Here is a 26,051-nt window from a genome sequence, read left to right on the forward strand (position 1 = left end):
CGGCAGCCGTCTGGGAACACGACCGGAGCCTCGCACCGATTAATTTCACAGTAATAATTGAGTGTTTATACTTTATGAACGATTCTTACATTCTGGCTCCCATTTTTTCCTACTCCCATGCTCCTTTTCGCCCATCCTCCCCGAACTGTCTGGGACGATAATGTCTGCATTGTCGAGGCCGATAGACGGACACCTTTGTTCCGGCACTCGCCCCATCCGTCCTGCATCCTCCATTCTCCGCGTTCCCTACCCTCTCACAGCTCTTACCAGACCAGGGAGGAAGCTCGAGACGGGAGATGGCGATTAAAGAATGTAGCCTCTGTCGGGATCGCTCTGTCGCCATTTTCGGGCATTGGGTCTGTATCACTATGCTGGCCGGCTCATCTATATATTGCAATCGGCATATTATGCCCTCGGAACGAATCCGCCGGAAAGACGGAAGTGGGACCATGTTCAGTATCGACGAGCTAGGTCTGATCGCCTATCTGAATGACAACGCCCTGACCGGGACCAACAGGATGATGACAGGGCTGCCTTCCGACATGGTCGGCATGGTACTCGATCGCTACCTTTCACGGGACGAGGGAACGGGATCGACCGAGGGGGACCTTCTCCTGGCGATATTGAATGACCGGAAGATCGGACGGGAGGCGCTGGCCCGGACCGCTGGAAGGGTCAAAGAATACCTTGAGAACGGGATCAAGGTCATCACCTACTGGGATAGCAGCTATCCGGGCAACCTCCGGCTGTCACCGGATCCTCCCCTGGTGCTCTACGTCACCGGCAACGTGTTCCCCGGCAGCGACCATGTGGCGATCCTCGGGACGAGTAATCCCTCGAAGGGAGGCCTGGACCTGGCATACGAGTTCGGGGCGAAGCTGGCTAAGAAGGGGCGGACCGTGGTGACCGGACTAAGCAGGGGCATCGACGCCCAGGCCCTTGAAGGCGCCATAGGCGCTGATGGGACGGCCGTCGCGGTTCTCGGAACGCCTTTGTCTGACATCTATCCAGATGAGATCAGACTCCTGGCTGCCGAGGTATCTGGTAAGGGGGCAGTGATCAGCGAGCTGACCGAGGAGGCCGACCTCCATCCCGGACGCTTCCTTCAGAGGAACAGGATGATCTGTGGCATGTCCGGGAGCGTAGTGGTCATCGAGTCCAGCGGTGTGGAAGCCATGCAGCGTCTGATCGAGCAAACAATACGCCAGGGCCGGCGGGCGTACATCGTCGACCAGGAGGGGTTCGAGGAACCCGAACATGGGTTGGGGCTGGGGAAGCTCTCGCGTTTAGGGGCGACCCCCATCACCAGTCCCAATGAGTTTCTGTCATCGGAGTCCAGACAGGACCGGCTATTCTGACCGCATGTATCCTGTAATGCGCGGTCAGCCCTCAAATCGGACGCTCGGCTCCCCTGCCTTTGTCCTTCTGGCACTGAGTATGGTCCTCCAGGCGGATGTTAGGGACCAGGTGGGGCACGGCAGATCTTAGGTCATTCTCCAGCTGGGTGATCAATTCCTGCCCCGCGGAGACGGTAGTGTTACCTTCCAGGCAGACATGGACGTCCAGGAAGATGTTGTTCCCCGACCTCCTGGTTTTAAGGTCGTGGTACTCCAGGAAGCCCTGGTTCCTCTCCAGGACCTCGATTATGGATCTCTCCTCCTCCTCGCACGCCGAGTCCATCAGGTCGTGGCAGGTGCTCCGTAGAACCTCGATCCCCATCTTCACCAGGAGGGCGGCCACGACGAGAGCTATGAGCGGGTCCAGCACATAGAGGCCAGTCACGCTGGCGATGAACAGCCCTAGGACGACCCCTCCCGAAGACATGACATCGGAGAACAGGTGCTTGGCATCACCCTCCAAGGCCATGGAGCGGCTGGCTCTAGCAACCCGCAGCATCATAAAGGCCAGCAGGCCGTTCAGGGAGGTCGCCGCCAGGGAGATCAACAGGCCCAGATCGACGTTCTCCAGAGCAACAGGGTCGAACAACCTGCCGATGGTCGCTTCGACGATGAGCACGGCCGCGATGATGATCAGGACGCCTTCGATGAGCGCCGATATGTTCTCGGCCTTCTGGTGCCCGTACCGGTGGTCAGCGTCCTCTGGTCTGGCAGATATCATGAGGGCGACGAACATCATGATCGACGCCACGATGTTGATGATCGACTCCATGGCGTCCGATAGCAGGGCAACGGAATCCGAGACCGCATAAGCTAGCAATTTCAATAAGAACACGACGATGCCGACCGCGATGGCCAGGACTGCTATCCTGCCCTTGTCCATGAGCATACAACGAGCCCAAGGATATACATTTTTGCGATTCTCTATCGGCTTGCTGGGAATACTGAATCAGAAGGTCATGACCGACGGAGTCGGCGCCATCTCCGTATCGCTCATCGACACCAAAGGTACCTGGCTCGCCGACATGAAGGTCCCAGACCCTTTTTCCTTTTCCGTAGCCATTCTTTAATGAGTTGGACCGCGTTCCCCGGTCGTGAACGAGCCATACAACTGGTTCAGAAAGTCGAGCACTCGGACGCCTACCGACCTCGAGGCCTTCAACACTGGGTTCCTGGATAAGGGAAAGGTGACCAATTACACCTGCATCTTGCTGGAAAGTGACTGCCGGTACGATCCCAAGACCGGGACGGGGGACTGCCGAGTCTGCAACTTCGCCTTCGCCCACATGATGGGCAGGTCCGGTTCCTGGAAAGACCGATCGGAAACGAAGTGAGGGACGAGGAGGTCCGGCAGTACCTTACATCATGCCAAGGAAATCATCAGGTGTTGCCGAGGGTTTTTTTATGTCGCATCCGGAGGTCCACGGGCAACAGATCGAAGAACGCCCCGAAGCGGTCGTAGGAGGCGAAGTTAGCGATGTCCGTCCCGCTGTCCACCTTAGACACCATCACTCGGTTGCTCAACCGTTTCCTGACCAGCCACGCTTGACCGCCTAGTATGAAGATATTATCGATGGGCAGGGCGATGTCACCGATGGGTAGGTCGGTCTCCATCTCCACCACCTCGATGCTTTCGGAACCAGGGATGTTGGAGTAAATCTTAGCGCCCATCTCCCTGGCCCGCTTGGCAATCGTCCATGTGCCGTTCTCGAGCTGCTCAATCCACCCTCCGTCACGGAGGTGGCTCCAGACATCGGCGACGTCCTCGGATGTCATTATGCCTCGGAACAGGCCCTGGACCTCGGCCGCGCTCCTCCCGGGCGGACCGGAAAGGGTCGAAAATATCTGTTGGACGACGACCGAGGGATCGAAGGAGTGCTCTTCGCAGGCATATTTGGAGCGGACGATGGCTTCGAAGACTTTGTCATAGTAGGCGGCCTCCCCGGCCGATCGGGCGACGGCTATGGCGCTGATCCGCTTCTCCCTGCGGTTCGCCCGGCCAATGCGCTGGGCGATGGAGGCGATGGAGCGGGGACGGTTGGCTAGGATCACCATATCGATGTCCCCGATATCCACCCCGACCTCCAGGGTAGAGGTGCACACGCACACCGTCCTTTCATCCGAGCGTAGCGCCCTCTCCGCCTCCACCCGCTTGGGCACCTGCAGCTTGCCGTGATGCACCTTGATCACGTGCGGTGGGAACCACCGGCGCATATCGCCATTGGCCAGGGTCTCCACCTCCTCTGGAGTGTTGCAGAAGATGAGACACTTCCTCAGGCCCCGCTCCCGGAACACCCGGGCGGCGTGCTCCAGAGAGGGAGCGATGCGGTAATCGATGCCCCGTCCGCCCGGCGAGGTGACGATCTTGGGAGAGGGCATGTAGCGGGACGCCAACCCATGAGGGTCACTGACCGTGGCCGATGCAGCGTAGACGGCGATAGGACTGGGAGCAATGGATGCAAGCCTGCGGAGAAGGATGCGCAGCTGATCGCCCCGGTAGGTCCCATCCACCATATGCAGCTCATCGAGCACCACTGCCCGGACGTCCTTCACCATCTCCGGCATGTGCGCGATCAGCGAATCAAGGCTCTCCGGCGTCGTGACCAGGACGTCCTGGGGGTTATTGCGGTCAAGCTCCTTGATGTCCCCGCTGCGCAGCGCCGCCCGGATGCCGAGCGGGTTCAGCATGCCCTCCATCCTTCCCCGGATGTCCGAGGCCAGGGCCTTGGTCGGGGAGATGTAGATGATGGAAGTACCGGTCCATCCCTCCTCGACCAGTCGCTCTACCAGGGGGGCGAACACTGCCTCGGTCTTCCCTCCCGCGGTGGAAGAGATTATTAGGGCATTGTCGCCGCCGAGGATCACCGGGACCGCCCGCCGCTGAATCTCCCTAAGATGGTCAAAGCGGCCGAAGAACGCGTCCCATACCAGGGGCAGCATCGCCTTCACTTGGGTATCGCCCTCCGGATCTATAATGTCCTCCTTCCCAGCCTCCACCGATCGCTTGACCTCCCTAACCGGAGCGCTCGGAGGTCGCTCATCCTCAGGAGGAGGCCTCTTAGTGTCCAGGGGGAGCTTCAGCTTGGAGCGATGGGCCATTTCCTCATGGAAGGCGGCCTTAGTCTCAACGCCTTTTCGCCTGAAGATGCGGCTGAGCTGAACGTGGGACTCGTAGTGTGCGGGGAATGCCTGCAGGGCGCTCTCATATTTCCGTACCGCCTCGTCGGTCCTACCGGTGACCTCGGAGTGAAACCCCATGCGGAAAAGGGCATCAGCCTTATTCTTCTGGTATGCATCCCTGTCGTATCCCATTGACGCCCTCACTACCCCCTCTGGATATTTAAAGGAAGGGGCGAGGTGTCCGAATACCTGGAAGTAGGATAATTTTGTATTAGAATCATGACTGGCCAAAGGAAAAGAAGAGGAGGAGGCGGCAAGCGAGGACTAGAGGAGGAATCTGGCCACATGACCGTCGCTAGACGGGTAAGCAGACATCTCACCTGCCGCTGTCTCATTGTCGGAGGGACCGGCCAACCTCTGGCCTTCAGTTGGATGATACCTCCAACTGATAATAGGCAGGACAGTATATAATCATTTCGAAGAATGGGGCGTTGTTGGGCCGAATTTTAAAAAACTAAAAGATACAACTCAGCCCAAAATGATTAAGAGCCTCCATGAGGTCGATGGACCGATATGGCCGGAACTCGGCAGTGCCCTGAATGCGATACCTCGGTCCGGATGAGTAAAAAGTATTGTCCGGAATGCCACACCACCGTCAACCCCAACGCCCCCGAGGACCCCATCGTCAAGGCCAAGGAGGATGCATCGTTCAAGTCCATCCTATTGATGGGACTGGCGGGCATGGCCATGTTCTTCAGCTTCGGGTTTTTCCTTCCGGCCGTAATGGCCGAGCCCGGCTTCATCTGGGTATCGGCGGCGCTCTTTACGGTCGGTGCTATCCTGTTCCTCGGCGCTTGGATCGTTCGAGCCAGGGCAAGGAAACAGATCGCGCTGTTGGAGGAGTCCCTGCACGTCAAGTGCGAGTATTGCGGAGGCATCAATGACAAGGACGAGCACCGCTGCACTTTCTGCGGGGCTCCCATTATGGAGCTGCCCAAGGTCACTTCGACATAGACTTAACAAATCCATGCCCGCGCGTAGATAGCAATATCATGTCCTATAATGGTCGGGGTGGCATGGGCATCCGGACCAACATCGCCTCGAAAATAATCAAAGGCATGTTCAAGCACAGGTTCCTGATGGCCCACACGACCCGTGTCCCTGCCTTGGGAAGAGCGGTTGAGTTCGCCTTCTTCGATAAGGATGAGATGATCTATCTACCCCGAGACAGCGCGGTCACCGCCGCGCGGACCAGGACGATCGAGCTGGGAACAGAGTTAGGACGCACTGACATGGTGCTGCCCTCGCAGGTCATCGAGCATTTCTTGCGACGCTCGAAGTACATATTCATCATGAATCGCTGCACATGCCGCGATTCTAACCGATGTGAGCACTATCCCCATGAACTGGGCTGCGTATTCCTGGGAGCCGGAGTCACCAAGATCCTGCCTGAGATGGGGCGGATGGTTACCGCTGATGAGGCCATCGAGCACATGAGGATGGCAAGGGAGAAGGGGTTGGTCCATCTCATAGGGAGGAACAAGATCGATAGCATATGGCTCAACACTGGCCCCAAGGAGGATCTGCTGTCGATATGCAACTGCTGCGAATGTTGCTGCCTGTGGAAGATGTTGCCCCAGCTCTCGGATTCCATCTCCAACGGCGTCTCCAAGATGCCGGGCGTACGGGTAATGGTCACCGACCGCTGTTCCGGGTGCGAGCGTTGCATCAGGGAAGAGATCTGTTTCGTCAGGGCGGTCAGCTTAGCTAACGGACGTGCTAGCATCGATCAGACCATGTGCAGAGGATGCGGGCGGTGCGTAGAGCTGTGCCCTTCCAAAGCTATCGAACTGGAGATTGATATCCCGGACTACGTCGAGCGGTCGGTCCAGGCCATCAATCCGCTGGTCGATATAGAGAAGGAGTGAGGAGGAGCGCTGCCTGAGACATCGCCCCTGATTGCCGATCCGCCAACGCGCGCTCGTTTTACGTTCTATGGGTCGGAAGAGATGGGGGAAGCTATAAGACTATCAGTAATCATTACTAATTGATGGCCTCAAACATCCAAAGATGGACTATTCAGCTCAAGACCATCGTCGATATCGTATACATGAGCAATGTCCATCTGACCGCCGACGAGATCTATCTTGAAGCGAGAAAGACCATGCCCAACATCAGTCTGGGAACGGTCTACCGTAATCTGAACAAGCTGAAGGCTCAGGGCATGATCTCCGAGGTACCCAAAGGCCAACTGAGCACCTTTGCCAAACACCCGGATACCAACGCGCACTTCGAGTGCGTGGTCTGTCACCGGCTTTATTGCATTCCTTACGACATGAGCTTGTATGATCTGTCCAGGAGATGCGGGTTTCAGGTCCACAAATGTTCTCTATCTATGAGCGGCGTTTGCAAGGAGTGCGAGGAGCATGGCGCAGAGGCTTGAAACCAGCTACATTTTTTTCTCGGAAGAAATCTTTATTAGTAATGTGTATCATTACTGCTCGAGTTGGATGATACATCCAATAACAATAGATGTCGGGACAACGCCTCCCAGTGGATGGGGTGGATGAAGGATGGCGGATGTCCTCGATGTGATATCGAAGGGTTCGGAGGGATAAAATGCACATAATGGAGGGGTTCTTACCCATAGAGTGGTGCATATTTTGGTATGTACTGTCTGCACCAGTAGTTGTCTGGGGGTTCCTGCAAATCAGAAAGCTGTTCGCAGAACATCCTGAGCAGAAGATGATCTTGGCCGTTTCCGGCGCGTTCATCTTCGTATTGTCCTCGTTGAAGCTTCCATCTGTGACAGGATCATCGTCGCATCCGACCGGGACCGGGGCCTCCACCATCCTGTATGGGGTGGCAACGACCTCGGTTCTGTCGGTCATAGTACTCATTTTTCAAGCATTACTTCTCGCGCATGGCGGGATAACTACCCTTGGTGCCAACACATTCTCCATGGGCATAACTGGACCGTTCATTGCCTGGCTGGCGTACAAGGGGATGTACCGTGCCAAGCTGGGGCTTGTGCCCACAGTGTTTGTGGTCGCTTTCATTTCAGATATTGCAACTTATATCATGACAGCGTTCCAGCTCGCTCTGGCCTATCCAACGGCAGGTAGCGTCCTTACCTCGTTCACGACCTTCTTTGGTATCTTCGCGGTGACCCAAATACCTCTGGCCGTAGTCGAGGGAGTGCTGTTTGTGATGTTCTTCGACTACCTATCGAGGACAAGACCCGACCTGCTCAAAGGCAAGTTGCACTTCAAGACGAAGACCTCCGATGAGGAGGGGACTGCCGTGGAGGCATGAAAATGTCACCAAAGAAGTGGTATGTCGTAGGCTTTGCCCTCATAATAGTCATATGCGTCTCTGCGTTTGTGTTCGCTTCGCACGGTGAGTTCGGAGGTTCGGATGATCAGGGCGAAGACCAAATCCTTAACATCGACCCGACCTACGAACCATGGTTCCACAGTTTTTGGGAACCCCCTGCTGAGACTGAGAGCATGCTCTTTGCCCTTCAAGCAGCCATCGGGGCCATGATCATAGGTTATTTCATAGGAAACGAGCGTGGAAAGAGAACGGCCAAGCAGAAGATAGCTGAGGCTAGCAAGGTCCAGGAGCAGGCGATACGGGCCGAGGCCATAAGAAAGTAGGAGATTACATGCAATCGATAGACGAGCTTGCCTATTCATCGCCATTCAAGGACTGGTCACCATTGGGTAAGTTTACTTTGGCTTTGTCCCTGCTGGTGTCATCACTGGTAGCCTCGTCTATCGTAATCCCCCTTGTCGCTTTTTGCATAGGCTTCGTTCTATTATTCATCTCTACCAGATTTCGTTTTCCCAAAGTGATCGTTTTCGCTTTGCTTGAAGGAATGATTATTTTTCTGATCGGCTCGGTGGTCATTGCCCTGGTCACCGAAGGGGACCCTCTGTGGACCTATGACATTGGACCATGGGAGCTTACTTTTTCGAACCAGGGGGTTCATCTGGGAACAATGGTCTTCCTCAGAGCGGTGGCGGGAGCGACGGTGATGCTCTTTTTCGCCACCTCCACCCCGGTACCCCAATTCGCCCAGTCCCTGCGCCAAGTGAGGATCCCCAACGAACTGGTGGAACTGACAGTCCTGATATACCGATATTCGTTCCTGTTGCTCGAACAATTGAATACTATGTACATCGCCGCCGACAGCAGACTGGGCTTCCGTACGTACAAGCGTAAATATCGGACGACCGCGAAGATCGCCGTAGGTGTTTTCACCCGCTCCATAGACATGGCCGAACGGTCCCAGGTAGCTCTTGAGGTCAGGAGCTTTAGGGGAGAATTTCGCTCTTATCATCCACCTGTGAAGATCTCGACGAAATGGATCGCTCTTTCCCTTATAGTCTTCCTTTCACTTTATACATTTAATCTGGCAATCGTCGACCCCGCCCCTTTGATCCAATTGTTGAAGATGTGATTTTATGACCGACCCTCCGATACTGAGCACGAAAAAGCTCAGTTTTGCATATCAGAACGGATCTCTGGCCCTCAAGGAGATATCCCTGGATATCAACCGACAAAGGAAGATCGTCCTCCTGGGTCCCAACGGGGCGGGCAAGTCTACGCTGTTCCTCCATTTTAACGGCATCCTGCGTCCCAAGAGCGGGGAGGTCCTTTACATGGGGGCCCCTATCAGATACGATGCCAAGTCATTGGCCACTCTCAGGCAGGACATCGCACTGGTGCTTCAGAACCCAGACGATCAGATCTTCTCCACCACGGTGGAGGAGGACGTGGCCTTCGGCCCTTTGAACCTCGAACTGGACCGTGATGAGGTGGAAAGACGGGTAGAGGATTCCCTTCACCTCGTGGGAATGGAGGACCTCCGGCGTCGACCGACCCATCAATTATCGTTCGGGCAGAGAAAACGCGTATCCCTCGCGGGAGCCTTGGCGATGCGACCCAAGGTGCTGATCATGGACGAACCCACCGCGGGGCTAGACTCGGAGATGGTCCATGAGCTGATGGAGCTGTCCGATGAGCTGAACCATGCGGGAATGACCTTGATCATGTCCACTCACGATATTGAGACGGCATACGAGTGGGCCGACGAGATGGTGGTGATGATGAAGGGCGAGGTGCTGTTCACCGGCCTGCCGGAGGAGCTGTTCGCCCAGCACGAGCTCATGGACCGGCTGAGGATCGTCCCGCCGTTCCCGGTGAGGTTCAATCAGCAGATGCATGTGCGAACTGGCCGTGCCGAAGCTCCGTATCCCCGCAACCTGGTGGAGGTGACGCATAAGTTCTTCCCCCGACCCCCGGAGAATGGGATGGCAAGTGAGCCATCGATGCTCAGACCAGACCCCTCGGGAGGAACGCTATACATTATGGACGTGGAGGACCCGGGCCTGGCGAGGCAGGTGCAAGAAATCGGCGGCGACCGGCCTGAAATGCACTACCGATCCGGAGCGTACGGGGCGCGGGCCCGCCGCATGGTAAGGGAGGGCAAGATCGACGTTCATCACCCCTTCCATGCGCTGGAGAACGCCCTCCTCCAGGTCAGCGTAGGTAACGACTATCTGCTGTACACTGACACCTCCCTCCTCTCCCTGGTCGGCTCGGAGCTGGCTAAGGTCGAAAGGAGGGTTGGGCTGCGTACAAGGGTGGTCTTCGGCGCCCATGCCGCAGGGGGGCGTGAGCTACCATCATCCACAGGGCTAATGAACGAGGAACGCCATGAGCATGGGCGGCCGGCCGTGGGCGACAGCTGATCAAGGCGAGAGGGCCACGAGGACTTGAGCTGGAAACGGTGAGAGAATGCACATACCAAGGTTCGTCATCGCGGGGGAGCGGAGCGGGGTCGGCAAGTCGACCATTACTGTAGGCATTCTCATGGCGCTGCGGGCCCGGGGCCTGGAGCCTCAGCCGTTCAAGACCGGGCCGGACTTCCTGGACCCCATGCACCACAGCGCCGTGCTGGGCAAGCCGTCCCATAACCTCGATACCTGGATGTTTCGGGAGATGGTCGTCCCGACCTTCGTCCGCGGCTCCAAGGGCTCGAACATCGCGGTGATCGAGGGAGTCATGGGCCTCTATGATGGCCTGGACGGCCGTTCGGAGGAGGGGTCGACGTCTCACCTGGCCAAGGTCCTCAAGGCGCCCGTGGTGCTGGTCATCGACGCCTCCTCCTCATCGCGATCGGCCGGGGCGGTGGCCCTGGGCTTCAAGGACTACGATCCGGAGGTCAACATCGCCGGGGTGATCTTCAACAATGTCGGCAGCGAGTACCACCTAGAGATGCTCCGCGACTCCCTGCGGGGGATGGAGTGCCTGGGCGGGGTGCCGTCGGAAGCGGCGGTGGAGCTTAAGTCCCGCCATCTCGGCCTAGTGCCCGCCGGAGAGGACCTGGACGTAGCGAGGTACGCGCGCATCCAGGCGTTGGTCGAGGAGCACATCGATCTCGACCGGATCGTCGAGCTGGCCAACGCGGCACCGGACATCGGGCCGCAGCGGGAGCTCAGCGCGGCCCGCAAGAAGCGTCCGCGGACGAGGATCGGCCTGGCATGGGACGAAGCGTTCAACTTCTACTATGAGGGCAACCTTGACATCCTGAGGTCCCTGGGGGCCGAAGTGGTGCGGTTTTCCCCGATTCGCGACCCCCTGCCAGAGGTCGATGGGTTGTACTTCGGGGGCGGTTATCCCGAGCTATTCGCCCATCAGCTGGAATCGAACACCGGACTTCGGGAACAGGTACGAAGAGCGTCCGGAGAGGGGATGCCTATCTATGCCGAGTGCGGCGGGATGATGTATGCCTGCGACGCGGTGAGGGACATGAACGGCCGGCGGATGAAGATGACCGGCATCTTCGATGCTGACGTGGAGATGACCGATCGCTTGCAGGCCATCGGCTACATCGAGATGGAGGCTAAGCGGGATAATATGATGTCTCTCCAGGGCTGGAGCACCAGGGGTCACGAGTTCCACTACTCACGGGTTTGCTGCACCGGCAACGAGGAGTTTGCCTACGATATGAAACGAGGTAAGGGAATGATGGACGGCATGGACGGTCTGCTCGCCCACAATACTCTGGCTTCATATGCCCACCTCCATTTCGCCTCCTGCCCGGAATTCGCCCGGCGGTTCGTGGATAGCTGCATCTACTCCCGGAGGCGGTAGCACGGACGAGTACTGGTCGAAGGTGGAGGCCGAGCTCAGAGATCTTCGGGCGGGGCCCAACCTGGAGTGTCCGTATTACCATTGTCACTATGAAGGTCAGGACTGCTCCCTGTGCTTCTGCCCCCTGTATCCCTGCCTTGATCCCAGGCTCGGAAATATGGTGCCGGCCAGGAAAGGGGGAGAGGTATGGAGCTGCGAGAATTGCTATTGGACGCACCGCTCCGACGTGGCTTCGATGATCGCGGCGCGAATCCCGCCCTCGCCAATCCCACCCCCTCGCGAGTTCCTCGACGGAATTAAGGCCGAAGTGGAGGCCGTGCACCCGGTCTCCGCCATGCCCCTCATGGTGCTGGGCGCCACCTCGGGCGCGGGTAAATCGCTGATCACTGCAGCGCTGTGCCGCCTGTTCTCGGACATGGGCTATAACGTATCGCCCTTCAAGTCCCAAAACATGTCGCTGAATTCCATGGTCACCCCCTCGGGGGGCGAGATCTCCAGGGCGCAAGCCCTGCAGGCCGTGGCTGCGCGCACCGAACCGGACAGCCGCATGAACCCCATTCTCCTGAAGCCGAAGCAGGATGATGTCTCGCAAGTCATCATCGACGGCCGGCCGTACCGCGACATGGACGTCCCGACCTACTATGATGAGTTCACCATGGGCGAGGGCATGGCCGTCGTCAAGCGGGCCTGGGAGTTCCTCCGCCGCACCCGCGATGTCGTGGTGATCGAGGGTGCCGGCTCCCCGGCTGAGATCAACATCGCCGCCCGGGAGATCGCCAATATGCGGACCGCGGAGATCGCCGGTGCGCCTTGCGTCCTAGTCGTCAACATGGAGTGGGGTGGCGCCTTCGCCTACGCCTATGGCACCATTATGCTCCTGCCCCCTGAACAACGGAGCATGTTCAAGGGAATCATCCTCAACAACATGCACGGCGATCCGACCTGCCTGAAGGAAGGGATCGAGGAGCTGGAGGCCCGTCTCGGCATCCCGGTGCTGGGAGTGGTCCCGCATGTCGATCACCTGCTTCCGGACGAGGACTCCCAGGACCTGGCCAAGGAGAAGGGGGCAGGTGATCTGAAGGTCGGGGTGATCATGCTTCCCCGCATATCCAACTTCACCGACCTCGACGCCCTCGCTCTCGAAGGAGTCAAGGTCGTCTACGTGAAAGACCCCCGCTCTCTCGAGGGAGTGAGCGCGGTCATCATCCCGGGGACCAAGAACACCGTTGCCGATCTGAAATGGCTCAGGGAGCGCGGGTTGTTCGATGCCATAAGGATGATGCGCGGCAAGGTGCCTATCCTGGGCATCTGCGGCGGCTATCAGATGTTGGGTCGGGAGGTCATCGACCTAAATGGAGTGGAAGGCGATGTCGGCGCCATCTGGGAAGGCCTCGGCCTCCTGGACATCTCGACGCGGTTCGAAGCCTACGAGAAGCGCACCATCCAGGTCAGCGGCAGGCTGGTATCTGGAGAGGGTGATGTCAGGGGGTATGAGATCCACATGGGCATGTCCGAGAGCCGGGAGGAGCCCCTGTTCATCCTGGACGAGGATGGCCGCAAAAAGGACGAGGGCTCGGTGTCCAAGGACGGCATGGTCATGGGCTCGTATGTGCACGGGCTGTTCGATCTCCCGGCCTTCCGGCAGTTCTTCCTCTCCAAGGTGCCATTGTCGAGGCCAAGGACGGCAACGCAGGACTACGACCGCTCAGTGAACGAGGGCCTGGACGCGGTGGCCGCGGTGGTCGGTTCTCATCTTGACATGGGCCGCCTGGTCGAGATTTTAAAGGAGGGGCTGAATTGAGCAGCATCATGGTACAGGGAACCTCGTCGGGGGCTGGGAAAACGACGGTAGCCGCCCTGCTGTGCCGCCACTTCGCCGGACGGGGGTTCAAGGTTGCCCCGTTCAAGGCCAGCAATCTTTCGCTCAACTCCTTCGTCACCGCTCAGGGGGAGGAGATCGGGGTTTCTCAGGCCTACCAGGCCTGGGCCTGCGGCCGGGAGCCGGAAGGATGCATGAACCCGGTGCTGCTGAAGCCGAAGGGCAACGGCAGCTGCCAGCTCATCCTCTCCGGCCGGCCGTATGCCGACCTGGCAAGAGGGGGGCGGGAGATGGATCGCGCGGTCCTCAGGAGCGCGGTGAAGGAGTCGTTCCAACGGTTGGCGGAGGCGAACGACGTGGTGGTGATCGAAGGCTCGGGCTCCCCGGCGGAGATAAACCTCCGGCGCGATGATATCGCCAACATGGCCACCGCCGAGATGGCCGGTTCCCCGGTCGTGCTGGTCGGGGACATCGAGCGAGGCGGTGTGTTCGCCGGTCTGTACGGCACCTATGCGCTCCTGGAGGAAAGGCATCGCCGGCTGGTGAAGGCGTTTCTCATCAACCGCTTCCGGGGGGATGAGAGCATCCTCCAGAGCGGCATAGACCGAATGGAGGAATTACTAGGCGTGCCATCGATTGGGGTTCTCCCCTTCGCCGACCTCAAGTTCCCCGCCGAGGACAGCCTTGACATGAACCGGGAACAGGGCACCGGAGTAAGGGGACGCGATATGAGAAAGGGGTGGTTGGACAATCTGGACGAGCTGTACGCCATGTCCGTCAAGCACCTGGATTACGCGACGATGGAGAAAATCGCTTTTTCATGACTGATTCTTAAATATAAGTATCTTTCAGAAAATGTTATGAACCCATCTACGATGTAAAGATTGCCGACGGAATGGCAGGATAGGGTGACCTTTCTACCTCCGGCCGGCGGGACAAGATAACCGCAGGTGCTTTGTATGGGATGGGACAAGGCCAGAGCGTTTGTACTAAACGTTAACACACCTAACGGTCTGGGGGTCATAAGAAGCCTCGGCCGGGAGGGCATACCGATAGTGGCGGTCGATAAAAACCGTAACGCCCCTGGATTACACTCCAGATACGCGCGACCGCTGGTGCTTCCAGATCCGGCGACGGAGCCTGAGAAATGTCTCGAGGGGCTTATGAAAGAGGGAAGCAAGGGCCGGGTCAAAGGGGTCCTCTTCCCTTGCTCGGACGCCTTCGTCCTTTTCGTCTCCCGCTACCGTAGGGAGCTGGAAGAGCACTTCGAGTTCTGTATCCCTTCTGAGAAGGTCCTTGAAGGGATGGTGAACAAGAGAGGGCAGTATGACGAAGCTATCCGCATCGGAACGCCCATCGCCAAGACCTTTTACCCCCGGGACATGAAGGAGGTGAGGGAGATCAGGGACAAGTTGGACTATCCAGCGTTCATAAAGCCCTACTACTCGCACCTCTGGTACCCGGTTTTCGGTAACAAAGGGTTCAAAGTGGAGAGCCCCCGGGAGCTGGAAGAGCGCTATTCCCAGATCTTCCCCACCGGCCTGGAGGCACTGGTGCAATCTATCATCCAGGGGCCCAACACCAACCACATTAAGGTGTGTGCGTACTACAATCACAATGGGGAGCGTAAGGCGCTGTTCCTAACTCGTAAGATCAGGCAGAACCCCACCGAGTTTGGGGTGGGGACGATCATGGAGAGCTTCCATGACGATATGCTGGCCAAGACCGGGTTGGGATTCTTTGAGGGTATCGGCTATAAAGGCATCGGCTCCATCGAGCTAAAGCTGGACGACCGTGACGGAAAGTACAAGATGATCGAGTTGAACCCCCGACTGTGGGCCCAGAACTCCCAGCCCACCTACGCAGGAATCAACTTCCCCCTGATCATGTACCAAGACCTGATCGGCCAAGACGTTCCCACGAAGGATTACCGGGACGGGGTCCGATGGATCGATTCCCTGGAGGATGCACGGGCATTCTGGTGGTACCGCCAGCGGGGTAGGACGACCTTCGGGGAGCTGGCCCGCTCCTGGCTGGCCTCCGACTGCCATGCCCACTTCGCCTGGGACGACCTGATGCCCGCGTTCGTCCACTGTCGGGGAGGAGTCGAGCCCCTGTTCGTGATGGCCGACCTGCTAAAGAGCGACCGGATGCTCACCGCGGCGAGCAGGAAGGAAGCTCCCGCCGCATCTCCAATGTGGGCACGGCAGGGGTAGAGGCTCAGAGGTACCTCACCGAGTGGAGCACGCCTTCCGTGCGCCTCGCCTTCCGTCCCAGCTGAAGCCACAGCCCCAGCGCACGCCCCAAATCGTGGATGTACTCCGAAGCGGCCAGGGTATTGCGTTCGATGATCTCGGCATAGCGGTCCATCTGCTCCCCGTCGGGGACGAACGAGAGGTCCCTTTTCTTACTGTCAGCATCTAGGTACAGCAGGCGGTCCCGCAACGAGCAGAAATCCTCCTTGACGAACGCCGGCTCTTCGGAAACCCTGACATCCTTGCGGCCCAGAGTCAGCGAGGCAAGCTCTACCGTCCGAAGCTCCTCCAGGATCTGGGCTACCGCCTTTCGGCCGTTGAGACAGTGGTCATGGAAGTCCTCTATGCGCACGTTGACGTAATCGGCCTTGGCCGCCTTCTCGCACTCGCGGACCAGGGCCATAAGCTTCCCCACCTCCTCGAACATAGTGACGAGGATGAGGAATCTCGCGCGGTCCCGGCCGGGGAAGGCGTCCTCGCCGGACAACGCATGGTAGGCGTTAGAGTGGTCTAGTATGTGAGCCGCCAGGTCTTCGGCCAGCTGAAAGGCCTCGTCCCGCAGGGGATGGATCACGTCGGGTTCGCCGCTCATGAAGTCCAGATGGAAGGAACGCATATGAATTCATTGCCGAAGGCGCAAGGTTAAACTACCGCGTATCCACACTTTTTCATCATGGACGACGAGCAGATGCTGAGGTCAAGGGCCCGTAAGATCGCGGAGGACAAGATAGGGTTCTACATGCACTTGACCGCGTATGTGCTGGTCAACGCCCTATTGATCGCGATCTGGTGGTGGAGCGGAGGAGGATTTCCCTGGTTCCTCTTCGTGACGGTGTTCTGGGGCATCGGCCTGGTGTCGCACGGTATCGGGGCATTCATGGGGCACGGGTACACCGAGAGGATGGCCGAGAGGGAGTATCAAAAGCTCAAGGGCCAGAAATAGGCCTTGATTCGATATCCTCCATGAAGCACCTCGCCAGCATCCTCCTCTCCTCCGGGGTGGCGTGGTCCCAGAGGGATGCTACCCGAGCCTCCTCGGGCGAACCGGAGTGCACCCTGTTGGTCAGAAAGTCGATCATGTCCTCGACCACCGCGATGACGTGCGGTTCGGAAGGATCCACCTCCCTGGCCGCGCTGATGGTCTCCTTCAGCGATTCTCGCCAGTCCTCCCAATCACGAACCAGGAAGAACATATCCCGGCACGACGCCGAGGTCTCCGCCAGAGCGATTTGACTCATGCTACGACGTTGGAGCCTCTCCCTCATAATAGCAAGGTCCCGACGTCTCGGCCAGCCTGATGTGTCGGTCGAAGTCGGACATGGTCGATGGCAGAGGCTTGAGGTCTGCCGCCGCCCGCGGCGTGGAAAACGGCAGATCGGGTTTACCACGCGAGCGGGGCGCCCTCACTTCTTCTCGGTCGTCTCCTGCGTCTGCGCGGTGGCGGGGGTGGCCGTTCCCGTACCCTTCCTTTCTCCGAACGCTTCCATCAGCAGGTATATCCCCAGCAGTATGAAGAATATGCCCACGATAATAGCCAGGAGCTGAGGGAATACGATGATCAGTATCCCGAAGATTATGCTTATCACCGCAAGTACCAGGTTCGTGTTCATGCTGGCCATGGTTTGGTCTCGGAACGGTGAGTATTTCAAGATATCCCGCCGCAAAAATGGCTTCACCTGCTCATAGTGGCTGAGGTCATGACCGTTCCCGCGTCGCCTCCGAATTAGGCGTGGACCGGCATCCTAGCATCTCGCCGCGCCTCCGCCTAGGACATTAATATCTTCCTGCGACTATGGGGGCCAGGATGACATTGGGATGGGATGTCAACATTCTCTCGGGGGAACAACATTTAAGTAATGGTCTTCGTGTTTTCCTTTTGGAGTTATAATATTGCCCAGTAGACCACCAATGAGACCGGGCGCACGAAGGGATGACCGAAAGAAGGTCCGTCCTCAGACGCCCCGCACCGCCATGTTGAACCTCCATCGCTTGGGATCTTTCAAGTATGATCTGCGGGAGATACTCAACGCCGCCCCCATGGATAAGACCGTTATTCCCACCATCGTCGCCAACATCATCGCCAAAGCCTCCCGAGTGTCGGTCAAGGAGACCAAGGAGTACGTGCGGGAGATCGAAACCCTGGGCACCATCGACAAGATCGCCGCTGACGACGTCTGCACTCTTCTGGACCGCTACTCCAAGTGGCGCTGATATTATCGCTCAGCGCTTACGGGGTTTCGGGACCACCGTCAAGCGCTTGCCCTTGAAGGATGACTGGCGCAGCGCCCTCAGGACCTTCAGACCCACATCCTTGTGTATCTCGATGACCGTGGTCGAGGGATGGATGTCGATCTGACCGATGACGATCTCATTGACCCTGGCGGTGCGCGCCACGAAATCGGCCATCTCTACTTTGTTGACCCCATCGGCGGACCCGACGCTCAGCTCGAACCTGACCATCCCGAATATGTCGGAGAGCTCATCGAAGTCGAGGACTTCGCGGACCGTCTCCTGTCCCTTTACGAGGGGAACCTCAACCTGCTTGAGCTTGACCTCAGTGAAGTTCTGGATGGCTTCGAGCAGGTGCATCTCGTCGCTGGACACGAAAGTTATGGCTTTTCCCTCCTTGCCTGCCCGGCCGGTCCTTCCGATGCGGTGCACATAGGTGTCGGGGGATTCGGGGATATCGTAGTTGATGACGTAGTTGACGCCCTCGATGTCCAACCCTCGAGCGGCGACGTCGGTGGCGATGAGGACCTTGATCTTACCGTTACGGAAGTCGCTGAGGACCTTCTCCCTGCGGGCCTGTGTCAGATCACCATGGATGGCCGCGGCCGGATAGCCATAGGAGGTCAGCCGCTTCTCGATAATGTCGACCATGTGCTTGGTCTGGGCAAACACTATGGCCTTGGGCTTTTCCTTGTCCAGTACCCGGCACAACGCCCAGATCTTGTTCTTCCTGCCCACCGCGAAGTACATCTGCTTGGTGTTGGGAAGGACGAGCTCGTCCTCGGAGACAGAGACCACCTGGGGGGATTTCATTTGCTCTTCGGCCAGCTTCCTGATCTCACCGGGAATGGTGGCGGAGAAGAGCATGGTCTGCCTCTCCTTCGGCACCCTTGAGATGATGTAGGTGATGTCCTCGATGAAACCCATGTCCAGCATGCGGTCCGCCTCGTCCAAAACCAGGAATTCGATCTCCTTGAGCACCAGGGTGCCCCGCTGGATATGGTCAATGATCCTTCCTGGCGTCCCCACGACGATGTCCACACCCTTGTTCAACGCCTCCAACTGGGGCTCCATGCCCGCCCCGCCGTAGATGGCCAGGACGTTCAGGTCAAGGTTGGCGCTGAGCCGTTTGATCTCCTCTGACACCTGCACCGCCAGCTCCCTGGTCGGGCACAGAATGAGGGCGGCAGGGTAGCGACCCGGTTCGATGCTCTGGATGATCGGAATGCCGAAAGCGGCGGTCTTACCGGTGCCTGTCTGAGCCTGGGCAATAACGTCGTTACCGTCCAGCAATAGGGGGATCGTTCCCTCCTGTACCGGGGTCGGCTCGGCCCAACCCATCTTGCGGATCGCTTTGAGAACAGGCTCGGTAACTTGGAGATCTTCAAAATTGGAGGTCATATCACTTCACGTTCACAGTGTTCTATTGGCATGTCTCTCTGTTTTCGCTTCCCCCATAATCCCTTTCGCACTTAATCATTTGCGGTGAACCAGCCCCCCCTAGGCTCTAGCCTGGAGGGGGGCGTGGAAGTCAGCCGGTCCTGGCCGCGGCAGCCTTGGCCTTGGTCTTCCGGAGCCCTTCAGCCAGACGCTCCAGGTTGCCCTCTCGGGAGTGGTGCGGCACCTTGATCTGTGCGGCGAAATCACGAGAGCGGGCCTCTAAGCCCTCCCTGTCCCCCACCCCGGTGTCGATATACAGGCATCGGCGGTAGGAATCGAAGATCATGTCCACGAAGTACATGGGGTCGTAGCCCTGGTCCACCATACTGTCGAGATGCAGTTCCTTAATCACTGCGGCCATTCCCTGTTCGGCCCATCCAGGGGAGGAGAACCAAGTTCCCGCGCAGATCTCCTTCTCCCGGGCGTACTCCACCGGGCCGATGAGTACCGAGATGCAGTCGTCACCCTCCAGCATCTCCGCCGGTAGGTCGACGTCCTTAGGTAGCCCACCAAGCTTCTGGCAGGTCGCGTAGCCGATGAACACCGCATCGACCTTTCCGGCCAGAGCGTTCACCTTGTCCATGACGGCCTGCCTCATCTCCTCTGCGTTGACGTGGAGGGCGAACTCAAGGTATTCCTTATGGACGATTTCCTCGTCACCCTCGGTCAGGACCTCGATCTCCTGCTTGAAGATCTCGCAAGCCACCACGCCGATCCTCATCTTGCGCTCCACGAGGGCTACAGCGCGGTCGGTGCTAATATCACCTCGCCTTCCTCCCATGGCAGGCCGGGGATCGATGATGGCCAGACTGGTGCTCCCTCACTGCTTCTCTTTGTCCTCGGCGACAGAGATGAAGAAATCGTGGTGCTCTTCTTCCTCTTCCAGAATCCCCTCGAAGATGAACTTGGTGGTCACATCGCCTTCCTCTGCAGCCTGCCGTATTATGTCCTTGTACAGCCTTATCGCTGACAGCTCAGCCTGCGTGTCCAGATCGACCATCTGCCAGAGGTCTTCCCCCACGGTTATCGGCGAGGGCTTGGTAGTGGGCTTCACCCCGAAGTACCATAGACGCTCGGCGATCTTCTCTGCATGCTTCATCTCCTGGATGGCGATGTCTTCCAGCTGATCGGAGACGGCAAAGTGCTTGACCCCTCCCCACTGGACGTGCTGCCACATATACTGGATGGACGCCTGGAGCTCCATCGATACTGCCTCGTTCAACATTCCCAATAATTTTTCTGATAGCATGATATCTCTCCAGATTCCTGTTCCGTAGAACGGATTTTTAATTGGAAACTGGAGAGCTATTATACTTTGTTACCCGGCCGAAGCCAACGACCGATGTCAGAAGCCGCGCTTCTGCCGGGGCTTGGAGGCCATGGGAGGAACATATTCGTCCGCCTTGGTGGGCAGGTAGATCTTGTGCTTGGTCCACCACCAGGCGAGGACAGTAGAGCCCAGCGTGGAGAGGACGATCAGGCCTAGGAACCAATTGAGGAGCGTCTCATCCATGGGGACCATCCCACCGATGGTGGCGAGGGTGTTCGGGACCAGCACGGCAGTGCCCAGGATGGTCAACCAGGTCATGGCCAAAGCCATCCGGTTATTGATCGCCTGAAGCTGGTTGTTGTATATGGATTGCAGTACCTCCAGGCCGGAAGCCAGCACCTCAGACATGTGCTCGGCCAGCGATATCTGCTGGGTGACGTCCACCACCAGTAGGTTCACCTTGGCCAACACCTTTGGACTGTCGGTTATGACGTCGGCGTCCCCGTATCTCAGATTGTTGAGGACGTCGAGGGTGCGCCACAAGCTGTTGAGATACATAATGAGGGCGTGCTTCATCTCATAGATGCTCTTGCCCAGTAGCACTCTCTCCGCCTTTGGATCGACGAGGTTCTCCGACAACCTGTCGGCGACATCTTCGATTTCCCTCAGCTGTTCGAAATTGCGATTATTGTTCTCGTCGATGATGCGGCAGAGCAGGAGGGTAACCTTGTCCTCCGGCAGCATAGTCTCTGGAAGCTTGCGCACGTAGGTCTCGGCATACCGAGAGAAATTGACCAGACGAGTGACGTCCTCGGGGTGGATGGTGAGGATCAGGTTCTTCTTGACCAGCACGAGGAGGGGGAACCAAGCGAATTCCACCTTCCTCACGCGGATCGCCGGCAACAGGATCCCGAGCTCGACGTCCCGGTCCTCAAAATTGGCGAAGTAGCCCCTCAGCAGGGCGGGCACCAGAGACTCGGAGAATCCGAAGGTCGTGGCGATGGCTGTTCCCTCCTTTTCCACATCCTTGACCGTGAAATTAAGCCAGGTCAGGGTGGACGATTGAGCGTAACCGAGGAAATCCTGAGGAACATCACCCTGGAGCTTGGTGGGCCGGGAACCGGGAGGCATGGTCACCCCGACGACCTTTTTCCTGAGATCACAATTGCCATCGATCGGCCTTATGTCTGGCATGGGGACCCTGGTCCCGTTGCTCCCCCCGTTGATCGCCTGGTCCACTTGTAAAACCCTCTTAAGCCCTAGGGGGGTAACCTGTAACCCGGATGTAAAGCTGACTGTCTGGTTCCTTGGAACTGGAACAAGCGCGAGGGACGAGAATTTAGCAACTATTTCAGTCCGATAAACGACCGCTCTCGATGATCTCACGGCCCGAGCCGAACGGTCGCTACATGAGACAAAACTCGAGGCCTTTCTAATGAAAACAAGGGGAAGCTGCTGATCATGCTCCCGGTTCCATTCCACTCGCTTCACCGCGGAGAAGACTCTCCGCTTCCCTCATCACGGTCCATGCCGTAGGCAAGGATGCCTTCCCCGGGGCGGAGCTCGAGCTCGGCCGGGGCGACCGAACAGACCGGGACGGAAGAGGAATGAGGACCGTTTGCGTCGCCCTGCCGATCGGGAGGCCGGTCATACGCAAGGTGGACGCCGCACCTCTACCGCCATGAGAAGACCGCCAAGGCGCTGCAGTCCTCGCCGACGACAAGCTGCCGTCCTTCGTCAAGGTTACTCGGTCTGCAGGCAAAGAGCTCGTCCTCGGGAAATGCGGCGAGCTGTGGGCCGGCGGCACCTGGTCGGCCGAGCTGCAGGCCGTGTTCGATCAATATCCGGACCTCACCGCGTGCTGGATGATCAGGTCCTGGGACCCAAAGGTTTACGTCGTGCCCAGCATTCCCGCTCGTTCCAGCTCCACTTCTGTGAGCTCGGACATTCCAAGTCCTGCGCCGGAAACCTCTCCCGAGGCTGAGCCTAGCGCGAACGATACCTCCTCAACCCCGGCGCAGGGCACAACCGACGAGCCGCCGGCATCGAACGGGGCGACACAGGGACAACCTAACCGAAATGAGAGCACCGCCGCCCCGTCGACGGATACGAGCTCGCCGGACCCGGCCGAAGCCTCGGAGAGCGAGACGGCACCGACAACCGAGACGCCGCCCGCTCCGGAGGGGACGGCGAGCTCGGGATCGAGCTCAGCTGCAGAGAAGAAGGATCTCCTGCGGTAGATCATCACGCCATCGTCCAGATCATCGGGGCGTTGCTGAGGATTTTCAAGAGGAAATGAGGTGAGAGTACATAACAGACATAGCAACAATCAGCCTCCTGGGGGTCTTCGCAGCCATCGTTGCCGCGCCGATCATCACCTGGGGCTTGGGCAAGATACCGAGGACGAGGGCATGGGTGCGAGTGAACAGCGTCAAGGCCTATGGGTACCTCAAGACGAACGAAGGGAACGTGCCCAAGGAGGGGCTACCCATGTTCAACGCTGCAGCGAACGAAGTCGAATCGGTGATGAGGGCCTTCGCCGATGACGAGATCACTTCGGCTGAGCTTGTGGACATGGGAGCGCATATGCTGATCGCCGTCAACGAGGCACGGAAGTTCGTCATCTGAGGTGACGCGGTGGGGGGTGACGACGACAAGGACAGCAGAGAGATAACGAACCGCGACCTGTACCTGAGCATCGAGACCATGCGCCTTGAGTTCGGCAACAAGCTCGAGAGGGTCTCCGACAAATGGGATATCAGTGCGGCACTCAGCGCAAGGACCGCGAGACAAGATGGCTGCTCACGATGAGCAGCTGGTCGATCATCGCAAGCGCATCGAGCGCATAGAGCTCATCGTTTGGGGCGTGGTCGCCGTCACCCTCATCGGCATGTCATTATGGTTCGCCCACCTGGCCGGTGTCGTTCCTGGGGTCTCCCCCTAAACAATTTCAAGTGATCATCTCGAGGTGTCACTTCGATCTCCTTTTTCTTAGAATATTGTGGCCCCGCCGGCCGGCCTGGAGTTGATGCACCTCGGCCTCTAAGAAGGATGGTCGTCCGGTCGGGAGCCATACTATGTTGCGATTGTGAAGTGGATAAACATTTTCATGGCCCCCGTCGCCGGCGCATGGATGAGCACTTGGATCCAGGAGTTCAGTGGACCAAGTGCTGCCGACGACGGAGACGATAAGCATTTCCAGCTCATCGGCAATAAATGCTTGGTGCCACCCCATAGAACCTCGCCCGGGAATCATTCCCTATGAACCTTCCCCACGACGTTCGGAACGGTATTCCCGGGGTGAGGCACGTGGCGACGTTCCGTCAGAGTATATTATGATTCCTGGAAGCTCGTTTAGCGATATGTCGACATTCATGGTGCTGCCCCTCCCGCATATTTTACAGTGAATCGATTCGATTCTTCTCCGGCTGCCTCGCCGACGATATCGCCCGCCTCGTCAAGAACGCAATCAGACGCTCTGACATAATACCGTCCGCAGCTTGGGCATCGAGCTATACGCCCATACTCTCGGCCTTGGAGCCATGAAATGATCTCCTGGCAGCGGCGGCATTCGAACGCCATATGCGATGCTCAAGAACGGGAGAGCATAAAGACGTGCTGATGCCCGGCTGTCACTGAGAATCAACGTAGAGTCGATTGAATGATGCCGAGCGCGAAGCGATCGATCTGCGATACGATCGAGGCGAGGCACTCCAGGGTGATCGGCTTGGAGATGAATGCATCGGCCTTCGGGGCCATGCTCTTGACGGTAGAGAGATCAGTGGAACCGGAGACCATGACTACCTGGATGTCATCGAGAGACACGTCGTTCTTGATCTCTTCGAGAACTTCGAAGCCGTCCTTTCCCGGAAGCAAAGTATCCAGTAGGACGAGCTTTGGATGCTGAGCGCGGATCAGTCGCATGGCATCATCGCCGTCCTTGGCCCAAATGATCTCGTTGAACAAGCGGTACTCGGAGAACATGGCTTCGAATATCTGTTTGTCAACGAGATTGTCCTCGACGATCAGTATCGTGATCGCCGATGACGGCTTGTTCATAAGTTAATGTTGCTAGCAGCGAGATAATATACTGTCGCTCGACCGCTGACCGGCCCGGAGATAATGCACTTGGTGAACGATCGTCGTCAAGGAGACGTGATCCTGCCCCAGACCGGCAACTGATGTTGAATGGAATTTCTATAAACGAATTTGCCTGACCAAGAGAAGAGCGATGCGGGAATACGGGTTTCGGATTATCGTAGGTAACTATTACTGCTAACCTGCAACACCCGTGCGAAGGTTATATACACATGAGTGAAGAATTGATAGCATCGCATCCGAAAGCCCCGCGTCCCCGCTGGGGGGCTGCCTGAACGGCCAGCGAGCGGCTTTCGAGGTGTCACTCTGTTATTTTTCGATGAGAATACTGTGACCACGTCGGCCGGTCGAAATAGGCGGGAATGGTCAGCCATTGAGTTGTCCAACATATCTCATACTATCGTTGATCGGGGGGAGAAAAAGTCCGGTCATGGATACGAGAGCACAATAGGCACCATCATTCTCTCGTTGAGGATGCAGTATGACAGCCCCAGACCGGCATTCTATACACTCGACTAGCGCTATAAACGGATTTGCCTGGCCAAGGGAGAACATCTCGGGATACTGATCGGCCGGCTTGGGTTGCAATGGTGGTGAAGCAGGCACCTCTGGACGGTCCAACGACACGCCATGAGATGCCCTTCTAAATAGGAATCTAGATAAGCGCATGGGTCGAGAATATAACACCATTATGGCAATGGTTGAAGTGGTCAGATTCATGTGCCCCTGTGGTTGGACCATTCTCACGCCCTTCGGTGAGGAGGACGCCCTGAAGCATGCCGTGATGCATGTAAAAGAGTGCCATCCAGACATCGTTCTTAATCAGTTTCAACTCAAGGATAGTCTTAAAAAGACACAGCTGCAAGTGCTGTGAACATTCATTGATCGAGAAATAATCATCCACATCGAGACCTAAACTTCGTCCTTGGAGCGGAAAAAGAATATCAACCCTCGATTCCAGGACATCACTGAGGCGTGCAGATGTTTAAGATGATCAAGATGCTCGTCATGATGTTATGGGTCGTCTGGGTGGCAGCGATCGTCTCCACCATGGTCTCCAGGAGCATGATGATGGGGAAGAAGATGGGCATGCACAAAATGAAGGGGATGTGGATGGAGAAGAAGCACGGGATGCATGAGAAGTGTTGTGAGGAAGGAGAAGCATAAAAGATGCCATATTAATTGATGCGAGCTAATAAAACCCCTTCCTTGTTTTACTGATGCTTCACTCGGGCAACTTTCTTATACCCTGCTCTCGG

At 57.6% G+C, this 26,051-nt stretch carries 30 protein-coding genes; 19 read left to right on the plus strand and 11 right to left on the minus strand.

All coding sequences use genetic code 11. The features are described from left to right. Positions 1-449: 449 nt before the first annotated feature. Positions 450-1,358, plus strand: coding sequence for a DNA-processing protein DprA (locus SA339_05625; GenBank protein ID MDW5562688.1), 909 nt, complete (start codon positions 450-452; stop codon positions 1,356-1,358). A 31-nt stretch (positions 1,359-1,389) separates the two neighbouring features. Here SA339_05625 and SA339_05630 read toward each other — a convergent pair whose 3' ends face one another. Beyond that, positions 1,390-2,286 carry a cation diffusion facilitator family transporter gene (locus SA339_05630; GenBank protein ID MDW5562689.1) on the minus strand — a complete coding sequence of 299 codons (897 nt, stop codon included), beginning with the start codon at positions 2,284-2,286 and terminating at the stop codon, positions 1,390-1,392. Between the two features lie 205 nt (positions 2,287-2,491). Here SA339_05630 and SA339_05635 point away from each other — a divergent pair, with 205 nt between their 5' ends. Further along, positions 2,492-2,731, plus strand: a complete 240-nt coding sequence (locus SA339_05635) for a hypothetical protein (protein MDW5562690.1) — start codon at positions 2,492-2,494, stop codon at positions 2,729-2,731. A gap of 46 nt (positions 2,732-2,777) precedes the next feature. Here the strand turns inward: SA339_05635 and SA339_05640 are convergent, their stop codons facing one another. Continuing rightward, positions 2,778-4,709 (minus strand): DEAD/DEAH box helicase, encoded by a 1,932-nt coding sequence (locus SA339_05640; protein MDW5562691.1) that lies wholly within the window; start codon positions 4,707-4,709, stop codon positions 2,778-2,780. A 381-nt stretch (positions 4,710-5,090) separates the two neighbouring features. Here SA339_05640 and SA339_05645 point away from each other — a divergent pair, with 381 nt between their 5' ends. From SA339_05645 to SA339_05695, 11 genes are all read left to right on the plus strand, one after another. After that, positions 5,091-5,531: a phage holin family protein gene (locus SA339_05645; protein MDW5562692.1), complete on the plus strand. Its 441-nt coding sequence runs from the start codon at positions 5,091-5,093 to the stop codon at positions 5,529-5,531. Positions 5,532-5,569: 38 nt separating this feature from the next. Beyond that, positions 5,570-6,445 carry a 4Fe-4S binding protein gene (locus SA339_05650; GenBank protein MDW5562693.1) on the plus strand — a complete coding sequence of 292 codons (876 nt, stop codon included), beginning with the start codon at positions 5,570-5,572 and terminating at the stop codon, positions 6,443-6,445. 122 nt (positions 6,446-6,567) lie between these two features. Next, positions 6,568-6,960, plus strand: coding sequence for a transcriptional repressor (locus SA339_05655; GenBank protein MDW5562694.1), 393 nt, complete (start codon positions 6,568-6,570; stop codon positions 6,958-6,960). 176 nt (positions 6,961-7,136) lie between these two features. After that, entirely contained in the window at positions 7,137-7,832 is a 696-nt protein-coding gene (locus SA339_05660) for an energy-coupling factor ABC transporter permease (protein MDW5562695.1), read from the plus strand. A gap of 2 nt (positions 7,833-7,834) precedes the next feature. Next, the gene (locus tag SA339_05665) at positions 7,835-8,176 is read left to right on the plus strand and encodes an energy-coupling factor ABC transporter substrate-binding protein (GenBank protein MDW5562696.1); all 342 of its coding nucleotides are present in this window, start codon (positions 7,835-7,837) and stop codon (positions 8,174-8,176) included. Between the two features lie 8 nt (positions 8,177-8,184). Continuing rightward, positions 8,185-8,982, plus strand: coding sequence for a cobalt ECF transporter T component CbiQ (cbiQ, locus tag SA339_05670; GenBank protein MDW5562697.1), 798 nt, complete (start codon positions 8,185-8,187; stop codon positions 8,980-8,982). Positions 8,983-8,986: 4 nt separating this feature from the next. Continuing rightward, a complete protein-coding gene (locus SA339_05675) occupies positions 8,987-10,276 on the plus strand; it encodes an ATP-binding cassette domain-containing protein (protein ID MDW5562698.1) in 1,290 nt (429 codons plus the stop codon). A 46-nt stretch (positions 10,277-10,322) separates the two neighbouring features. After that, the gene (locus tag SA339_05680) at positions 10,323-11,681 is read left to right on the plus strand and encodes a cobyrinate a,c-diamide synthase (protein ID MDW5562699.1); all 1,359 of its coding nucleotides are present in this window, start codon (positions 10,323-10,325) and stop codon (positions 11,679-11,681) included. Further along, positions 11,602-13,482, plus strand: a complete 1,881-nt coding sequence (locus tag SA339_05685; protein ID MDW5562700.1) for a cobyric acid synthase — start codon at positions 11,602-11,604, stop codon at positions 13,480-13,482. The genes SA339_05680 and SA339_05685 overlap by 80 nt, the downstream gene beginning before the upstream one ends. Continuing rightward, positions 13,479-14,324, plus strand: coding sequence for a cobyric acid synthase (locus tag SA339_05690; protein MDW5562701.1), 846 nt, complete (start codon positions 13,479-13,481; stop codon positions 14,322-14,324). Before SA339_05685 ends, SA339_05690 begins: the two co-directional genes overlap by 4 nt. A 339-nt stretch (positions 14,325-14,663) precedes the next feature. Next, complete coding sequence (locus SA339_05695; protein ID MDW5562702.1) at positions 14,664-15,716, plus strand: hypothetical protein; 1,053 nt, start codon at positions 14,664-14,666, stop codon at positions 15,714-15,716. Between the two features lie 4 nt (positions 15,717-15,720). Here SA339_05695 and SA339_05700 read toward each other — a convergent pair whose 3' ends face one another. Further along, a complete protein-coding gene (locus tag SA339_05700; GenBank protein ID MDW5562703.1) occupies positions 15,721-16,347 on the minus strand; it encodes a hypothetical protein in 627 nt (208 codons plus the stop codon). 81 nt (positions 16,348-16,428) lie between these two features. On the opposite strand from SA339_05700, the gene SA339_05705 reads away from it, so the two are divergent. Then, on the plus strand, positions 16,429-16,698 hold the full coding sequence (locus tag SA339_05705) for a 2TM domain-containing protein (GenBank protein ID MDW5562704.1): 270 nt from the start codon (positions 16,429-16,431) through the stop codon (positions 16,696-16,698). On the opposite strand, the gene SA339_05710 is transcribed toward SA339_05705, so the two are convergent. Together SA339_05710 and SA339_05715 are read right to left on the minus strand one after the other, a co-directional pair. Beyond that, the gene (locus SA339_05710) at positions 16,682-16,993 is read right to left on the minus strand and encodes a DUF3243 family protein (protein MDW5562705.1); all 312 of its coding nucleotides are present in this window, start codon (positions 16,991-16,993) and stop codon (positions 16,682-16,684) included. The two genes, SA339_05705 and SA339_05710, sit on opposite strands and share 17 nt — an antisense overlap. Positions 16,994-17,158: 165 nt before the next feature. Next, positions 17,159-17,365: a DUF3096 domain-containing protein gene (locus SA339_05715; protein MDW5562706.1), complete on the minus strand. Its 207-nt coding sequence runs from the start codon at positions 17,363-17,365 to the stop codon at positions 17,159-17,161. A 298-nt stretch (positions 17,366-17,663) separates the two neighbouring features. On the opposite strand from SA339_05715, the gene SA339_05720 reads away from it, so the two are divergent. Next, on the plus strand, positions 17,664-17,966 hold the full coding sequence (locus tag SA339_05720) for a hypothetical protein (protein ID MDW5562707.1): 303 nt from the start codon (positions 17,664-17,666) through the stop codon (positions 17,964-17,966). 9 nt (positions 17,967-17,975) lie between these two features. On the opposite strand, the gene SA339_05725 is transcribed toward SA339_05720, so the two are convergent. The 5 genes from SA339_05725 to SA339_05745 all read right to left on the minus strand — a co-directional run bounded on the left by SA339_05725 (position 17,976) and on the right by SA339_05745 (position 23,020). Beyond that, a complete protein-coding gene (locus SA339_05725) occupies positions 17,976-19,385 on the minus strand; it encodes a DEAD/DEAH box helicase (GenBank protein MDW5562708.1) in 1,410 nt (469 codons plus the stop codon). 130 nt (positions 19,386-19,515) lie between these two features. Next, complete coding sequence (locus tag SA339_05730; GenBank protein MDW5562709.1) at positions 19,516-20,205, minus strand: DUF1638 domain-containing protein; 690 nt, start codon at positions 20,203-20,205, stop codon at positions 19,516-19,518. Between the two features lie 39 nt (positions 20,206-20,244). Beyond that, on the minus strand, positions 20,245-20,673 hold the full coding sequence (locus tag SA339_05735; GenBank protein MDW5562710.1) for a ferritin-like domain-containing protein: 429 nt from the start codon (positions 20,671-20,673) through the stop codon (positions 20,245-20,247). Between the two features lie 96 nt (positions 20,674-20,769). Then, on the minus strand, positions 20,770-21,933 hold the full coding sequence (locus tag SA339_05740; GenBank protein MDW5562711.1) for a CorA family divalent cation transporter: 1,164 nt from the start codon (positions 21,931-21,933) through the stop codon (positions 20,770-20,772). Between the two features lie 652 nt (positions 21,934-22,585). Next, the gene (locus tag SA339_05745; GenBank protein MDW5562712.1) at positions 22,586-23,020 is read right to left on the minus strand and encodes a hypothetical protein; all 435 of its coding nucleotides are present in this window, start codon (positions 23,018-23,020) and stop codon (positions 22,586-22,588) included. A 59-nt stretch (positions 23,021-23,079) separates the two neighbouring features. Between SA339_05745 and SA339_05750 the strand changes: the two genes are divergently transcribed. From SA339_05750 to SA339_05760, 3 genes are read left to right on the plus strand one after another with little or no spacing between them, the layout of a single operon-like run. After that, positions 23,080-23,322, plus strand: coding sequence for a hypothetical protein (locus SA339_05750; protein ID MDW5562713.1), 243 nt, complete (start codon positions 23,080-23,082; stop codon positions 23,320-23,322). Positions 23,323-23,331: 9 nt separating this feature from the next. Then, complete coding sequence (locus SA339_05755) at positions 23,332-23,505, plus strand: hypothetical protein (protein MDW5562714.1); 174 nt, start codon at positions 23,332-23,334, stop codon at positions 23,503-23,505. After that, positions 23,489-23,638, plus strand: a complete 150-nt coding sequence (locus SA339_05760) for a hypothetical protein (protein MDW5562715.1) — start codon at positions 23,489-23,491, stop codon at positions 23,636-23,638. Before SA339_05755 ends, SA339_05760 begins: the two co-directional genes overlap by 17 nt. A gap of 698 nt (positions 23,639-24,336) precedes the next feature. Here the strand turns inward: SA339_05760 and SA339_05765 are convergent. Beyond that, positions 24,337-24,753 (minus strand): response regulator, encoded by a 417-nt coding sequence (locus SA339_05765; protein ID MDW5562716.1) that lies wholly within the window; start codon positions 24,751-24,753, stop codon positions 24,337-24,339. A gap of 1,020 nt (positions 24,754-25,773) precedes the next feature. On the opposite strand from SA339_05765, the gene SA339_05770 reads away from it, so the two are divergent. Then, positions 25,774-25,959 carry a hypothetical protein gene (locus tag SA339_05770; GenBank protein ID MDW5562717.1) on the plus strand — a complete coding sequence of 62 codons (186 nt, stop codon included), beginning with the start codon at positions 25,774-25,776 and terminating at the stop codon, positions 25,957-25,959. The last annotated feature ends 92 nt before the right edge of the window (positions 25,960-26,051 follow it).

The sequence above is a fragment of the Methanomassiliicoccus sp. genome (assembly GCA_033485155.1).
Classification (GTDB): domain Archaea; phylum Thermoplasmatota; class Thermoplasmata; order Methanomassiliicoccales; family Methanomassiliicoccaceae; genus UBA6.